We start from the raw sequence: 14,118 nt of genomic DNA on the forward strand, positions 1-14,118 counted from the left end.
GTAGTTCACCGCACGGCTCTGCTTGTTGAGCAGTCCGTTGAGCGACTTCACGCGGTAGCGGTAGACAAGGATCATGCCGGTGATCCTAACCCGTGCAAGAAGCTGCCTGTCAACAGCACGCCTTTCCTTCCCGTCATCGATGGCGGGGTTTCTCGGAGCAAATTCTGATGAACACGATGCTTGAACTCTTCGCCGCGCACCGTTACGCCACCGTGCGCGAACGCATGCCGTAACGCATCGCGGCAAACGGCTCGCGGCCTCTCGCGCCGTCTTTCGCCGCACCTTTCCCGCGCCGCATTCCACTGCGGCCTGCTTCCCGCCCACGGCGACACCACCCGTCGCCGCGGATACGTACGCCCAAAAATTTCGACAACAACGTTTCGACAACACCCGGAGACAACCATGAAGCCCTTCACCCCGACGCTCAAGCAAGGCCTCGCCGCCGCCCTCCTCTGCGTGGCGGCCACGGCGTCGCACGCGGCGGACCTGCTCGACACCGTCAAGCAGGCCGGCGTGCTGAAGATCGCACTCGAAGGCACCTACCCGCCGTTCGACTACCGCAATGCCGAAGGACAACTCGAAGGATTCGACGTCGACGTCGCGAAGGCGGTCGCCGCGCGGCTCGGCGTGAAGCCGCAGTTCGTCACGACCGAATGGAGCGGGATTCTCGCCGGGCTGCAGGCCGGCAAGTTCGACGTGATCGTGAACCAGGTCGCGATCACGCCGTCGCGCCAGCAGGCGCTCGACTTCAGCATGCCGTACGTGTATTCGTCCGCGCAGCTGCTGCAACGCCAGAACGACGCGCGTGCGTTCAAGTCGCTCGACGAGCTGAAGGGCAAGAAGGTCGGCGTGACGATGGGCAGCAACTACGTCGATCTCGTGAAGACGGTGCCCGCGATCGATCTGCAGGTCTATCCGGGCACGCCGGAAAACCTGCGCGACCTCGCGGCGGGACGTATCGACGCGGCAGTCAACGACCGCCTGATGCTCAGCTATCTGATCAAGAACTCGCACCTGCCGCTGCGGCCCGGCTCCGTGCTCGCCGGCGGCGAGGACCGGATGGGCATCCCGTTCCGCAAGGGCAATCCGAAGTTCGCGAAGGCGATCGACGACGCGGTCGCGTCGCTGCAGCAGGACGGCACGCTGAAGAAGATCTCGATGCAGTGGTTCGGCACCGACACGACGCGGCCGGTCGCGCAATAACGCAGCCATCACGCGCCCGCGCGCCTGAACGCGCGGGGCCCGCCGACACCTCGGCGGCACACGACACACAATCAGGAGACACGCGATGGAAGCACTCGATCTGGTCATTCATACCCTGCCCGTGATGGTGAAGGGCGCGCTGCTCACGCTGAAGTTCGCGGTGGCATCGATGGCGCTCGGCCTCGTCGTCGGGCTCGTGGTCGCGATCATGCGCATCGGCAGCAACCGGCTCGTATCCGGTCTCGCGCAGGGCTACGTCAGCCTTATGCGCGGCACGCCGCTGCTCGTGCAGATGTTCGTCGTCTACTATGGGCTGCCCGATCTCGGCATCACGCTCGATCCGACGACGGCCGGCATCTTCACGCTGACGCTCAACGCCGGCGCGTACCTGTCGGAAAGCATGCGCGGCGCGATCCTCGGCATCGGCCGCGGGCAATGGGCGGCCGCGCACAGCCTCGGCCTCACGCACGTGCAGACGCTGCGCCACATCGTCTGCCCGCAAGCGCTGCGCCTCGCGGTGCCGAGCCTCGGCAACACGCTGATCAGCCTGATCAAGGACACGTCGCTCGTGTCGGTGATCACCGTCACCGAGCTGCTGCGCTCGACGCAGGAAGTCATCGCCGCGACGTTCCAGCCGCTGCCGCTGTACCTCGCGGCCGCCGCGCTCTACTGGGTGCTGAGCACGCTGCTCACGCGGCTGCAGGGCCGCGTCGAAACGCGTCTGTCGCTGCCGTCCACGCATTGAGCCCGCGCATCTCATTCAATCCGAACCTCCACCACGGACAAACCCATGATCACGCTCGACAACGTTTCCAAGTGGTATGGCAAGCATCAGGTCCTTTCCGCATGCAGCGCGGCGGTATCGAAAGGCGAAGTGGTCGTCGTCTGCGGGCCGTCGGGCTCCGGCAAGTCGACGCTGATCAAGACGATCAACGGCCTCGAGCCGTTCCAGAAAGGCAGCATCGTCGTCGACGGCATGCGGCTCGGCGATCCCGCCGCGAAACTCGCGCAACTGCGCGCGCGGGTCGGCATGGTGTTCCAGCATTTCGAGCTGTTTCCGCACCTGTCGATCACCGACAATCTGACGCTCGCGCAGGTCAAGGTGCTCGGCCGCCGCAAGGACGAAGCGCTCGACAACGCGATGAAGCTGCTCGATCGCGTCGGCCTGAAGGCGCATGCGAACAAGTATCCGGGGCAATTGTCCGGCGGGCAGCAGCAACGCGTCGCGATTGCGCGCGCGCTGTCGATGAACCCGGTCGCGATGCTGTTCGACGAGCCGACTTCCGCGCTCGACCCCGAGATGATCAACGAAGTGCTCGACGTGATGGTCGAGCTCGCGCGCGACGGCATGACGATGGTGTGCGTCACGCACGAGATGGGCTTCGCGAGGAAGGTCGCGCATCGCGTGATCTTCATGGACCAGGGCGCGGTGGTCGAGGATGCGGCGAGCGATGCGTTCTTCGCCGCGCCGCGCTCCGAACGCGCACGCGACTTCCTCGACAAGATCCTGCACTGACCGCGCGACGCCCTCGCTCCGATTCGACTGAACTTCAAAGGACGCCATCTTGAACCCCCTGCATTCGCCCGACACCCTGCTCGCTCACGAAGGCCGCTCGCACGGCCAGCCCGGCTCGCCGGTGAACCCGCCCGTGTACCGCCAGTCGACGCTGCTGTTTCACGGCACCGACGCGCTCGACGCCGTGCGCGGCACGCCGCTCGCGTACGGACGCCACGGCAGCCCGACCACGCGTGCGCTCGAAAAGGCGCTGGCACGGCTCGAAGGCGCACATGCCGCGCTGCTGACGCCGAGCGGACTCAGCGCGATCACGACCGCGCTGCTCGCGGTGCTGAATCCCGGCGATCATCTGCTGATGGCCGATTCGGTGTACGACCCGACCCGCTCGTTCTGCGACGAGACGCTCGCCCGCCTCGGCATCGAGACGACCTACTACGATCCGTCGATCGGCGCCGGCATCGCGTCGTTGATGCGGCCGAACACGCGCGCGATATTTACCGAATCGCCGGGCTCGCTGACGTTCGAGGTGCAGGACATCCCCGCGATCTGCCGCGTCGCTCACCAGCACGGCGCGGTCGTGCTGCTCGACAACACGTGGGGCACGCCGCTGAATTTTCGCTCGTTCTCGCACGGCGTCGACGTGTCGATCCACGCGGCGACCAAATACATCGCCGGACACTCCGACGTGCTGATGGGTGTGATCCTGACGACCGAAGCGCTCGCGCAGCAGGTGACGCGCTGCTACCGGCAGCTCGGGATGACGGTCAGCGGCGACGATGCGTATCTCGCGCTGCGCGGGCTGCGCACGCTGTCGGTGCGCCTCGAACGCCACCAGCGCAATGCGCAGGTGCTGACCGACTGGCTCGCGCGGCAGCCGGAAGTCGCGCAGATCCTGTATCCGGCGCGGCCGGGCGACGCCGGCCACGCGCTGTGGCAGCGTGATTTCACGGGTGCGTGCGGGTTGTTCGGCCTGGTGCTGCATCCGCAGCCCGACGATGCGGTGCGCGCGCTGCTCGACGGCATGACGTGCTTCGGCATGGGCTACAGCTGGGGCGGCTTCGAAAGCCTGATCATCCCGTCGAATCCGTCGCGCCAGCGCACCGCGACGCAATGGAACGCGGCCGGCCCGCTGCTGCGCATTCATGCGGGGCTCGAGCATCCGGACGACATGATCGCCGACCTCGACGCCGGCTTCGCGAGAATGCGCGCCGCCGCGGCCGCGCTCGCGGAAGCGTGAAATCTGACGACGCCACCTGCGGCCGCTTCTTTTCTTCAACGTTAGACCACCACCGATAGCGAGATCATCATGAAAGACACGCTGTTCATTCTCCGTCCCGGCTTTTTCAAGGACTCCGAAGGTCCGTTCTACTGCGGCGACTCGGTCGCCGTCGAAGGGCTGCTGAGCTTCTATCCGCAGCTGCGCGACGCCGTCGCGGTCGAGTACGTCGACGAGCCGCGGCCGCGCCAGCCGATCGTCGCGCTGATCGGCGAGGACAATCAGTCGGCGCCGGTGCTCGTGCTCGGCGACGGGCGCACGCCGAAGGACGACGCGGTCGCGATTCGCGAACACGACGGCCGCCGCTTCATCGATTCGCCGGCCGATATCCGACGCTATCTGTCGTCGCAATACGGCGTCGCGCACGTCGCGTAAGCACGCCGGCGCCCGCTGTCGCAGGGGCGCCACCGAACGGGACGCGCGACCTGCGCGGCCCGCGCCCCGTTCGCCGCTTTCAGTCCGCACGCGGCCACGCGCGTGCCATGTACTCGGCCACGCGGATTCACCGCTACCGATGATCGGCCCGGGCGCCCCGGGCCCCGGCCGTGCGACCTTCAACGCAGCGCGACACCGGATGCTGGCACACACCGGGGCCGGCCGCGGCCCGCGTCAGCCGGGCGAACTACAGACCGGCGCGAACGCGAATGCCGCCGGTTCGGACGACACGTGGCGCGCGAGCCACAATGCGGCCTCGGTCCGGTTGCTCACGCCGATCTGGCGAAACAGCGCATACAGATGATTCTTGATCGTGCCCTCCGCGACGTTCAGCACGCGGCAGATCTGCTTGTTCGACTTGCCTTCGGCCAACAGGCGCAGCACGTCGCGCTGACGCGGCGTGAGGCGCTCGAACGCGCGATCGTCGCCGGCCGGCACGCCGCCCGGGCGCGCCTGCGTCGCGCCGCCATCGTTCGGCGGCACGTAGATCGCACCGGCCGCCACCCGGCCGAGCGCGTCCGCGAACTCGTCGGCGCTCGCGTGCCGGTCGATGATGCCGGCGGCCCCCGCCAGCAGCGCATCGGCAATCGTGCGGCGGCACACGGCCGTCGCCACGCACAGCCACGGCGCGCCGGCGAACGTCTCGTGCAGCACGTTCGGCCAGCTCGGCCGCGCGGCGTGCTCGTCGCATTCGATCGTGATTGCCTCCACCGTCTCGGGCAGCAACGCATCGCGCAGGCGCAAGACGTCCTCGGGACAGCGAGCCGACCACACATGCCAGTTGACATCGCGTTTACACAGTACGTCCGCTACACCCGCGACGAATAACGGCGGGCTATCGATCATTAGAACGTTCATTGCGCGGTTTCCTCGAAATCGGGCTGCTCGGTTTGTTTTTTTTACTTCCCTACCCGGCGTTTTTTTACCGCTGTTTCACGCACCGCGCACTAGGCTCGTCGCTCCGTGACGAATGGCCTAATTCGTCCGCGCCGGGCCCCCGCCACGCGCGCCGATGCCCGTCGCGGGCCGGCCCGGGCCGCCGGCCGTGACGGACGTCATATTGGGTAAGCGTTTTAAATTTCCTAACGTGAATAAAGACAGCGAATTTCCGTTGTCTTCGACACGAAGAGGAGTTTATTCATGGACGCGAATTTCATCGGCTCGGTCATTAATGCTTTACCCATGGACCAAATGATCGCCGGCCCTTTAAAGGCGATGATCAGCGCGCAGACGCAGGCCGCGAAGAGCTACGCGGATTTCCTGATGCAGGTCTGCATCCAGGGCGGCAAGGCCGTGGCCGTCCAGTTCGACTACGACGAGACGCTGGTGGACGAAAGCGGCGTGTCGAAAGGCGTCGTGCAGAAGACCATGCGCATCCCGCTGCTCGCGGCGATCGTCCACCCGATCATCGCGATCGAGGAAGGCACGATCGACTTCGAGATGGAGATCACGCAGTCGGAGAAGGCGTCGTCGTCGACCGAGGCCGGCGGCGAATTCCAGGCGAAGCTCGGCTGGGGGCCGATCAGCGTGAGCGTGTCGGGGCGCGTGTCGCACAAGGCGGAGCAGACGCGCAGCACCGACACGCGCGCGAAATACTCGATCCATACGCAGGTGAAGCGCCAGTCGCCGCCCGAAGCGCTGATGCGCGTGATCGACTTCCTGACCGAAGCCGCGACCAAGCCGGTGGTCACCGAAGGCAACGCGAAGGACGTGAAGCCGCTGCCGGCGACGCCGACCGACGGCAAGCTGGTCGGCGACGCGTCCGGGTCCGGCGGCAGCGCGGCCGCGCCGGCCGCCGCCGGTGCGGATGCCCGGCAGCCGGCGCACGCGTAAGCGCGCGGGCCAGCCATGTTCAGGCTCTTCAGACGGTCGCGCCGCGCGGGCGGCGGCACGCACGACGACGGGAATCCGCGTCCGGGCGGCGGCAATGCCCGGCAGGAACCCGACGGGCCGGTCCCGCCGCCGACCGCGCCGGCAGCGGGCCATGCCGGCGCGGATGCTGGCCCGAGCGCGGGTGCCGCTGCACCGGCGGCGATAGGCACCGATCCGGCGCGCCACGTGCCGCCCGATGACGCCGGGTGGCCGGCCAGTGCCGCACCGGGCACGCATGAAGCATCGGCCATCACGCCCGACGCGTCCGCCGGCAGCCTGCCGCCTGCCCCGCCCGCCCCGCCAGCGCCACCCGCACCACCCGGCCCGTCGGCCGGCATGCCGGCCGACGACGCGCGCCCGCCGCCGCGCGGCATCGCGCTCGACGAGATCGCGCGCGGGATGCAGCACGCCGCCGCCGCCGCGAACCAGTTGCTCGCGCACCAGTACACGGCCGTGCTCGACCAGTTCTTCGACCGGCGCGACGACGGCCTGCTCGCGCCGCGCGAGGTCACGGTCGCGCTCGACGCAGAGCACACGATGCCGGTGCCGCTCGTCGCGCTCGCCACGCCGCGCGGGCTCGCGCTCGACCGGATGATCGTGCACCTGACCGTGCGCGGCGACTTCACCGAGGCGCTGCCGGCCGGCGGCATCGCGGGCGACGACGACCAGCGCAGCCGCTTCTACGTGACGTTCGCGCCGCGTTCCGGGAAAAAGGACGCGCAGGGCAACGCGCGGCAGCGCGACACCGAGCATATCGACATCGAAATGCAGTTCGTGGCGCTGGCCCCGCCCGAAGCGATCATGCGCGTGATCGACGAATACACGCATCGCCTGGTGCCGCGCGCACGGCCGGGCAGCAAGGAGAACGACGATGGCGAACCAGCCTGAACGTACCGGTGCGCAGGGCATCGCGCTGATCAAGCAGTTCGAGGGGCTGCGCCTCGCGCGCTATCTCGACGCGGTCGGCAAGCCGACGATCGGCTACGGGCACCTGATCCTGCCGAACGAGCGCTTCACGCGCCCGCTCACGCCCGCCGAAGCGGAGGCGCTGCTGCGCCGCGACCTGCGCGGCGCCGAGCTGAACCTGCGCAAGCTGCTGCACGTGCCGGTCACGCAGCAGCAGTTCGACGCGCTGATGTCGTTCGTCTTCAATCTCGGCGCGGAACGGCTGCGCTCGTCGACGCTGCTGCGCTACCTGAACGCCGGCGCGCGCGCGCGTGCGGCCGACCAGTTCCTCGTCTGGAACAAGGCCGGCGGCAAGCCGCTCGCGGGGCTCACGAAGCGCCGCCAGGCCGAGCGCGCGCTGTTTCTGTCATGAACGCCATGACGCCGCACCGGCCGAACGTCACGGGTCGCCGCGCATGCCGTTCGCGCCATTTCGCAAGTCGTCGCGTGCCCGTAAGCTGAAACCGTCGCTGAAGTCCGGTCTTGCCGTACCGATCCGTTACAACGATTCGTCATCCGCCATTCGCCACGACAACAGGAGCCTCGCATGAACATCACCCGCTCGACCGGCCGCACGACGCCGCCCCGCTTCGCCGTTTCGCTCGCCATGCGCCGCGCGCTGCGCACCGTCTGCGTCGCGTTCGCCGCCGCGGCTGCCGTGGCTTCCGGCGCACCGTACGCCGTCGCCGCTTCCGCCGATCCGCTGCCCGCCTATGCGGCCGACCTGCAGCGCACGTCGGTGTCGGGGCTGTCGTCCGGCGGCTTCATGGCCGCGCAGTTCGACGTCGCGTTCTCGAGCCGGGTGATCGGCGCGGGCATCGTCGCGGGCGGCCCGTTCTATTGCGCGGGCGTGAACCCGCTGATCCCGCCGGCGGTGGCCGCGACCACGCTTTGCATGCAGCCGATCGGCCCCGCGCCGTCCGCGGCCGATGCGTGGCGCGCCGCGCGCACTTTCGCGCAGCGTGGCGAGATCGACGATCCGGCCGCGCTGCGCAGCCAGCGCATCTACGTGTTCAGCGGCGCGAAGGATACGGTGGTGTCGACGCGCGTCGTCGACCAGACCGCGCGCTTCTACACGCTCGCGCAAGTGCCGGCCGCGAACCTCCAGTACCGCGCATCGCCGGATGCCGGGCATGCGTTCATCACGAACCGTCCCGAGGACAACGCGTGCAGCGCGAACGCGAGCCCGTATATCGACAACTGCGGCTTCGAACAGGCGCACGACATCGTGCGCTGGATCTACGGCACGCCCGACAAGCCGCTCAATCCGCCGGCCGCGCAGGCAGGCGGCAAGCTGCTGGCGTTCGACCAGCGCGCGTTCGATCCGCGGCGCGCGGCGTCGCTCGGCGATACCGGCTATGCGTATGTGCCGGCCGATTGCGAGCGCGTGACGTGCGCGGTGCACGTGGTGTTCCACGGCTGCGTGCAGAACGTCGCGACGGTCGGCGAGCGGATGATTCGCGGCGTCGGCTACAACGAGATCGCCGATACGAACCGGTTGATCGTGCTCTATCCGCAGGTCGAGAAATCGGCCGTCAATCCGCTCGGCTGCTGGGATTTCTGGGGCTATACGAGCGCCAATCCGCTCAACCCGGGCTTCTACCGCCGCGACGCGCCGCAGATGGCCGCCGTGATGCGGATGGTGCAGCGCCTCGGCGCCGCGCGTCAGTAATCCGCGTCTCGGCCGCCATCACGCCGTCATTGCTCCTTCATCGCGCCTTCATCACGAGGAATCGCCATGTTCTCCACGTTCATCGCCCAATGGGAACGCGCGCACGCCGACGCGCTCCAGCTGTTCGGCAAGCTCGCCGCGCAGACGACCAGCCCCGGCGGCACGCCCGGCGCCCCCGCGTGGCGCGCGTTCGCGCACACCGCGCTGCTCGCCGGCCACCGCTACTCGGATGCCTGCCAGGCCGCGACCGACGCGTTGTGGCGCGGCCAGCTCGAACGGTTCGGGCTCGGCAGTTCGGCCGCCGCGGTCAAGGAGCTGGCGGCGCTGAACGCGGATCTCGCCACGCGCTTCACGCAGAGCCACCTGCAGCATGCGGGCGCGATGGCGGATGCCGCCGCGCAATACCTCGACGATCTCGGCCGCACGCGCGGGCCGGCCGATGCCGCGATGGCGCTCGGCCGCTTCGCCGGGGACCTGCAGGCGCAGGCGCGGGCGCATGCGCTGCACGTCGCGTCGCTCGCGAACGGCGTCCCACCCGCGCTTGCGCAGTGGGCCGACCGCACGCTGCGCGACGAACGCGGCACGCCCGATCAGGAGCAAACGCCATGAACATCAAGCTGCGCTTCATCAATCGCTCGAATGACCTCGGCAACAGCGAAGTCGTGCTGTTCCAGCGCGACGTGATCCCCGATCTCGACGCATTCGCGATCGCGTGGAAAGTGATTCGCTACTGCGGACGCGACTGCTTTCATCCGTTCGACTACTCGACCGACATCGACGTCGCGCTCGGCGACGAGCACGGCAACTTCTCGCCGCGCGTCACGGCGCCCGCCGGCGTGCGCTTCGTCGTGGACCCGCAGCCGACTGGACGCGGCCGGCTCGTGCCCGACCCGGCCGACGCACCGGGCGGCGACATCGAGGTCGTCAACCGGATGCGGCGCGGCGCGGTGAACGTCAACGCGTTCAGCGCGGGCCGGCTGATCGCGGTGAAGGAAGCGGTCGCGCCCGGGCAGAAGGCCGTGTTCCGCTTCACGCCGACGCTGTGGATCGGCGTGGCGTCGCAGGTGCAGGAAAGCCGCGCGCTGCATGCGGCGGTGATGTCGAGCGCGAATACGCAGCTGCCGCTGGCGGGCGTGGCCGCGGCGGACATCGTGATGACGGGCGGCGGCACCGGCGCCGACGCGCAGCCGTTCGCATTCGCGCTCGAGCAGATCGTGCGCGCGTAGCGCCGCCCGATACCGTTTGGATCGGCTTGACGGCACGGCCTCGCGGCCGGGCCGGCGGGAAAGGTGTGCGGCAGACCGACTGCCGTTTTTTTCAAACTCAAGGAGCAACGACGTGGATATCCAACTGAACCTGATCAACCGCTCGAACGACGCGAACAACTCGAGCGTCGTGATCTTCCAGAAGAACGTGGCGACCGACTTCGACGAACTCGCAATCGCGTGGAAGGTGATCCGCAACTGCGGCCAGGGCGACAACCATCCGTTCAAGTTCCCGATGACGATGAGCGTGAGCGCGAGCGACAGCTGGGGCAACTACATGCCGCAGCAGATCGCGAACAACGGCCAGGTGTTCCAGGTCGTGCGCTCCAGCTCGGGCGACGTGCTGCAGCTCGGCGGCGATCCGGGCGCGAGCGCCGAGGTGCAGGTGCGCAACGACCTGCCGGCCGGCGCGATCAACGCGACGATCTACAAGGACGGCAGCGCGCTCGCGCGCAAGACGTCCGTCGCGCCGGGCCAGAAGGCCGTGTTCCAGTTCAAGCCGACGATCTGGATCGGCGTCGCGTCGCAGATCGAACAGGGCGCGCTGATGAATTCCGCCGTGATCTCCGACATCAACACGGAACTGTCGCTGCTCGGCATCGCCAGCGCCGACATCGTGATGACCGGCGGCGGCCCGGGCCCGCGCTCGCTGCCGTTCACGTTCCGGCTGGAAAACGTGGTGATGGCGTAACGGTCGGTGTGCGCCGGCAACGCATGGCCGGCGCCCTATCAATCAGTTATCCGAATCTAATCAAGGTGACTCATGGACATCAATCTCAACTTCGTCAACCTGTCGAACGACGTCAACAACAGCCAGATCGTGATCTTCCAGAAGAACGTGTCGACGGACTTCGACGAGCTCGCGATCGCGTGGAAGGTCATCACCAACTGCGGACGCGGCGACAACCATCCGTTCGTGTTCCCGTTGCTGACGACCGTCTCCGCGAGCGATGCCGACGGGAACTACATGCCGCAAAAGCGCGCGGACAACGGTCAGCTCTTCAACGTGTCGCGCTCGACGTCGGGCAACGTGCTCGCGCTGGCCGGCCCGGCGCCGACGTCGCGCGAAATCCAGCTGCGCAACGACCTGAGCCAGGGGGCGATCACCGCGTCGGTCTTCAAGGACAACCGGCTGCTCGCGCACAAGACCGGCATCGTGCCGGGCCAGAAGGCCGTGTTCGAGTTCAAGCCGACGCTGTGGATCGGCACCGCGTCGCAGATCGAACAGGGCGCGGTGATGAATTCGGCCGTGCTGTCCGACATCAACACCGAACTGTCGCTGCTCGGGATCAAGAGTGCCGACATCGTGATGACGGGCGGCGGCGGCGGCACCACCGCGACCGCGTACCAGTTCCGGCTCGCGAACGTGGTGATGGGGTAAGCAGCGCACGCGCGACGGCGAACGGGCGGCACACGTCACGTCGTCGCGCGCACGCGCGTCAGCCTGCGCGCTGCACGGGCGCCATCTTCGAGAAATATTTCGCACCCGCCACGCAGGCGACCACCACGACCGTCACGACGAGCATCGACGGCGGCACCGTCTCGTGCAGCAGCCCGGCCGCGAGCAGGAAGCCGAAGAACGGCTGCAGCAGCTGCAGCTGGCCGACGCCCGCGATCCCGCCGAGCGCGAGGCCGCGATACCAGAACACGAAGCCGATCAGCATGCTGAACAACGACACGTACGCGAGCCCCCACAGCGCGGCGGCGTCGACGCCGTCGAACGTCGCGGGCCACGTGAGCCCCGTGAGCGGCAGCATCACCGGCAGCGACAGCACCAGCGCCCACGAGATCACCTGCCAGCCGCCGAGCTGGCGCGACAGCCGCGCGCCTTCCGCATAGCCGAGCCCGCACGCGACGATCGCGGCCAGCATCAGCGCATCGCCCACCACCGACGCGCTGCCGCCGTTGCGCAGCGCGAACGCGGCCACCGCGCCGCTGCCGACCAGCGAGAAGATCCAGAACGGCAGCCGCGGCCGTTCGCCGCCGCGCCAGACGCCGAACAGCGCGGTCGCGAGCGGCAGCAGCCCGACGAACACGATCGCATGCGCGGACGTCACATGCTTGAGTGCGAGCGCGGTCAGCAACGGAAAACCGACCACGACCCCGAGCGCGACGATGACGAGCGACACGGTCTCGGCGCGCGTCGGCCGCTTCTGCTTCAGCGCGACGAGCAGGATCAGGCCGAGCACGCCGGCGATCGTCGCGCGCGCGAACGTAAGGAACAGCGGATCGAGCCCCTGCACCGCGATGCGCGTCGCCGGCAGCGAGCCACTGAAGATGATCACGCCCAGCAGGCCGCTGAGCCATCCGTCGGTCGTCTTTTGCACGGGAAATCCTGGTCGAAAAATGGGTGGATGACCGATGATCCGCCGTGTGTGAAAAGCGCGTAAGCTACAGCCCAATACAATTTCGACAAACTGTACTGGACAACCCACCGTACAGTTCCTTCCCGCCATGAGCCGTTCCGTGCAAAGCCCTGCCCCGCCCGCGCCGTCGCGAACGCGCGTGGAAACCGTGATGGACACGCTGCGCGCGCGGATCGCGAGCCGCGCGCTGATGCCCGGCGCGCGCGTGCCGTCGATCCGGATGATGGCCGATGGGCTGCACGTGTCGAAATCGACCGTCGTCGATGCGTACGAGCGGCTCGCGAGCGAAGGCGTGCTGGTCGCGCGGCGCGGCTCCGGCTTCTACGTGTCGGGCCATGCGCCGCCGCTCGCGCTCGCCGAGCTCGGGCCGCGGCTCGACCGCGAACTCGATCCGCTGTGGCTGTCGCGCCAGTCGCTCGAGGCGGCGCCGAACTCCGTGAAGCCCGGCTGCGGCTGGCTGCCGTCGTCGTGGCTGCCGGACGAGAGCCTGCGCCGCGCGCTGCGCGCGGTATCGCGCGACGAACCCGACGCGCTGACCGACTACGCGACGCCGCTCGGGCTGCCCGCGTTGCGCCAGCAGCTCGCGTGGCGGCTCGCGCAGCACGGCGTGCAGGCGGAGCCCGCGCAGATCATGCTGACCGACGGCGGCACGCATGCGCTCGATCTCGTGTGCCGGCTGCTGCTGGAGCCGGGCGACACCGTCGTGCTCGACGACCCGTGCTACTTCAACTTCCAGGCGCTGCTGCGCGCGCATCGCGCGCGGATCGTCAGCGTGCCGTACACGCCGAACGGCCCCGATCTCGCGCGCTTCGAACAGGTGCTCGCCGAGCACCGGCCGCGCCTGTACATCACCAACTCGGCGCTGCACAACCCGACCGGCGCGACGCTCGCGCCGCCGGTCGCGCACCGGCTGCTGACGCTGGCGGCCGAGCACGGCCTGCTGATCGTCGAGGACGACATCTTCGCGGATTTCGAAAGCACGCCCGCGCCGCGCCTCGCGGCGTTCGACGGGCTGTCGCGCGTCGTGTCGATCGGCAGCTTCTCGAAGACGCTGTCGGCCGCGATCCGCTGCGGCTATGTCGCCGCACGCCCGGAATGGATCGACGCGCTCGTCGACCTGAAGCTCGCGACGTCGTTCGGCAACGCGCAGATCGGCGCGAACGTCGTGCACCGGTTGCTGGTCGACGGCACATACCGGCGCCATCTCGACAGCCTGCGTGCGCAACTGGCCGATGCGATGGGCGAAACGATCCGGCGGCTCGCGCGCGCCGGGCTCGGGATCTGGACGGAGCCGCGCGGCGGCCTGTTCCTGTGGGCGGAGCTGCCGGACGGGCTCGATGCGGCGCGCGTCGCGCGTCATGCGCTCGATCATGATGTCGTGCTCGCGCCAGGCGACGTGTTCAGCGCGTCGCACAGCGCGACGTCGTTCATGCGCTTCAACGTGTCGCGCTGCAAGGGGCCCGCCGTATTCGATGCGCTGGCGCGGGCGATGGACGCGGCGCGGGCGGCCGAACGCAGCGGCCGCGCACTGGCCGACCAACGATGAACGCCGAACGCGGCGGGGCGAA

16 protein-coding genes are annotated in these 14,118 nt (G+C 68.6%); 14 read left to right on the forward strand and 2 right to left on the reverse strand.

Annotated elements, in window-relative coordinates:
- Nucleotides 1-402 precede the first annotated feature (402 nt).
- The 5 genes from ABIC50_RS15825 (at nt 403) to ABIC50_RS15845 (ending at nt 4,370) form a co-directional block, all read left to right on the forward strand.
- A complete protein-coding gene (locus ABIC50_RS15825) occupies nt 403-1,203 on the forward strand; it encodes a transporter substrate-binding domain-containing protein (protein ID WP_175667359.1) in 801 nt (266 codons plus the stop codon).
- Nucleotides 1,204-1,288: 85 nt separating this feature from the next.
- The gene (locus tag ABIC50_RS15830; RefSeq protein ID WP_175674407.1) at nt 1,289-1,948 is read left to right on the forward strand and encodes an amino acid ABC transporter permease; all 660 of its coding nucleotides are present in this window, start codon (nt 1,289-1,291) and stop codon (nt 1,946-1,948) included.
- A gap of 45 nt (nt 1,949-1,993) precedes the next feature.
- Complete coding sequence (locus ABIC50_RS15835) at nt 1,994-2,719, forward strand: amino acid ABC transporter ATP-binding protein (RefSeq protein WP_041491502.1); 726 nt, start codon at nt 1,994-1,996, stop codon at nt 2,717-2,719.
- A 49-nt stretch (nt 2,720-2,768) separates the two neighbouring features.
- A complete protein-coding gene (metC, locus tag ABIC50_RS15840) occupies nt 2,769-3,956 on the forward strand; it encodes a cystathionine beta-lyase (RefSeq protein WP_354165305.1) in 1,188 nt (395 codons plus the stop codon).
- Nucleotides 3,957-4,025: 69 nt separating this feature from the next.
- Entirely contained in the window at nt 4,026-4,370 is a 345-nt protein-coding gene (locus ABIC50_RS15845) for a DUF3088 domain-containing protein (protein ID WP_354165307.1), read from the forward strand.
- 234 nt (nt 4,371-4,604) lie between these two features.
- Here ABIC50_RS15845 and ABIC50_RS15850 read toward each other — a convergent pair whose 3' ends face one another.
- The gene (locus ABIC50_RS15850; protein ID WP_175739310.1) at nt 4,605-5,288 is read right to left on the reverse strand and encodes a helix-turn-helix transcriptional regulator; all 684 of its coding nucleotides are present in this window, start codon (nt 5,286-5,288) and stop codon (nt 4,605-4,607) included.
- Between the two features lie 282 nt (nt 5,289-5,570).
- Here ABIC50_RS15850 and ABIC50_RS15855 point away from each other — a divergent pair, with 282 nt between their 5' ends.
- The 8 genes from ABIC50_RS15855 to ABIC50_RS15890 all read left to right on the forward strand — a co-directional run bounded on the left by ABIC50_RS15855 (nt 5,571) and on the right by ABIC50_RS15890 (nt 11,565).
- Nucleotides 5,571-6,263, forward strand: a complete 693-nt coding sequence (locus ABIC50_RS15855) for a DUF2589 domain-containing protein (RefSeq protein WP_175658928.1) — start codon at nt 5,571-5,573, stop codon at nt 6,261-6,263.
- A gap of 15 nt (nt 6,264-6,278) precedes the next feature.
- Entirely contained in the window at nt 6,279-7,190 is a 912-nt protein-coding gene (locus tag ABIC50_RS15860) for a DUF2589 domain-containing protein (protein WP_354165310.1), read from the forward strand.
- Complete coding sequence (locus ABIC50_RS15865; protein WP_354165313.1) at nt 7,174-7,620, forward strand: lysozyme; 447 nt, start codon at nt 7,174-7,176, stop codon at nt 7,618-7,620. Before ABIC50_RS15860 ends, ABIC50_RS15865 begins: the two co-directional genes overlap by 17 nt.
- Before the next feature lie 174 nt (nt 7,621-7,794).
- Nucleotides 7,795-8,919 (forward strand): extracellular catalytic domain type 2 short-chain-length polyhydroxyalkanoate depolymerase, encoded by a 1,125-nt coding sequence (locus ABIC50_RS15870; protein ID WP_354165315.1) that lies wholly within the window; start codon nt 7,795-7,797, stop codon nt 8,917-8,919.
- Between the two features lie 66 nt (nt 8,920-8,985).
- Nucleotides 8,986-9,528 (forward strand): hypothetical protein, encoded by a 543-nt coding sequence (locus ABIC50_RS15875; RefSeq protein WP_165753503.1) that lies wholly within the window; start codon nt 8,986-8,988, stop codon nt 9,526-9,528.
- Entirely contained in the window at nt 9,525-10,145 is a 621-nt protein-coding gene (locus ABIC50_RS15880; RefSeq protein WP_175695235.1) for a hypothetical protein, read from the forward strand. Before ABIC50_RS15875 ends, ABIC50_RS15880 begins: the two co-directional genes overlap by 4 nt.
- Nucleotides 10,146-10,257: 112 nt before the next feature.
- Nucleotides 10,258-10,875 (forward strand): hypothetical protein, encoded by a 618-nt coding sequence (locus ABIC50_RS15885; protein WP_011659248.1) that lies wholly within the window; start codon nt 10,258-10,260, stop codon nt 10,873-10,875.
- Nucleotides 10,876-10,947: 72 nt separating this feature from the next.
- Nucleotides 10,948-11,565, forward strand: a complete 618-nt coding sequence (locus ABIC50_RS15890; RefSeq protein WP_175712962.1) for a hypothetical protein — start codon at nt 10,948-10,950, stop codon at nt 11,563-11,565.
- A gap of 58 nt (nt 11,566-11,623) precedes the next feature.
- Here the strand turns inward: ABIC50_RS15890 and ABIC50_RS15895 are convergent, their stop codons facing one another.
- On the reverse strand, nt 11,624-12,511 hold the full coding sequence (locus ABIC50_RS15895) for a DMT family transporter (RefSeq protein ID WP_354165317.1): 888 nt from the start codon (nt 12,509-12,511) through the stop codon (nt 11,624-11,626).
- A 127-nt stretch (nt 12,512-12,638) separates the two neighbouring features.
- On the opposite strand from ABIC50_RS15895, the gene ABIC50_RS15900 reads away from it, so the two are divergent.
- Entirely contained in the window at nt 12,639-14,096 is a 1,458-nt protein-coding gene (locus tag ABIC50_RS15900) for an aminotransferase-like domain-containing protein (protein ID WP_354165320.1), read from the forward strand.
- The last annotated feature ends 22 nt before the right edge of the window (nt 14,097-14,118 follow it).

The organism is Burkholderia sp. 567 (assembly GCF_040545115.1).
Lineage (GTDB): Bacteria > Pseudomonadota > Gammaproteobacteria > Burkholderiales > Burkholderiaceae > Burkholderia > Burkholderia ambifaria.

Coding starts and splice junctions, on each gene's coding strand:
- ABIC50_RS15870 (WP_354165315.1), top strand. CDS start 7,795: ATGAACATCACCCGCTCGACCGGCCGCACGACGCCGCCCCGCTTCGCC.
- ABIC50_RS15825 (WP_175667359.1), top strand. CDS start 403: ATGAAGCCCTTCACCCCGACGCTCAAGCAAGGCCTCGCCGCCGCCCTC.
- ABIC50_RS15830 (WP_175674407.1), top strand. CDS start 1,289: ATGGAAGCACTCGATCTGGTCATTCATACCCTGCCCGTGATGGTGAAG.
- ABIC50_RS15890 (WP_175712962.1), top strand. CDS start 10,948: ATGGACATCAATCTCAACTTCGTCAACCTGTCGAACGACGTCAACAAC.
- ABIC50_RS15855 (WP_175658928.1), top strand. CDS start 5,571: ATGGACGCGAATTTCATCGGCTCGGTCATTAATGCTTTACCCATGGAC.
- ABIC50_RS15880 (WP_175695235.1), top strand. CDS start 9,525: ATGAACATCAAGCTGCGCTTCATCAATCGCTCGAATGACCTCGGCAAC.
- ABIC50_RS15850 (WP_175739310.1), bottom strand. CDS start 5,288: ATGAACGTTCTAATGATCGATAGCCCGCCGTTATTCGTCGCGGGTGTA.
- ABIC50_RS15900 (WP_354165320.1), top strand. CDS start 12,639: ATGAGCCGTTCCGTGCAAAGCCCTGCCCCGCCCGCGCCGTCGCGAACG.
- ABIC50_RS15865 (WP_354165313.1), top strand. CDS start 7,174: ATGGCGAACCAGCCTGAACGTACCGGTGCGCAGGGCATCGCGCTGATC.
- ABIC50_RS15860 (WP_354165310.1), top strand. CDS start 6,279: ATGTTCAGGCTCTTCAGACGGTCGCGCCGCGCGGGCGGCGGCACGCAC.
- ABIC50_RS15835 (WP_041491502.1), top strand. CDS start 1,994: ATGATCACGCTCGACAACGTTTCCAAGTGGTATGGCAAGCATCAGGTC.
- ABIC50_RS15875 (WP_165753503.1), top strand. CDS start 8,986: ATGTTCTCCACGTTCATCGCCCAATGGGAACGCGCGCACGCCGACGCG.
- ABIC50_RS15845 (WP_354165307.1), top strand. CDS start 4,026: ATGAAAGACACGCTGTTCATTCTCCGTCCCGGCTTTTTCAAGGACTCC.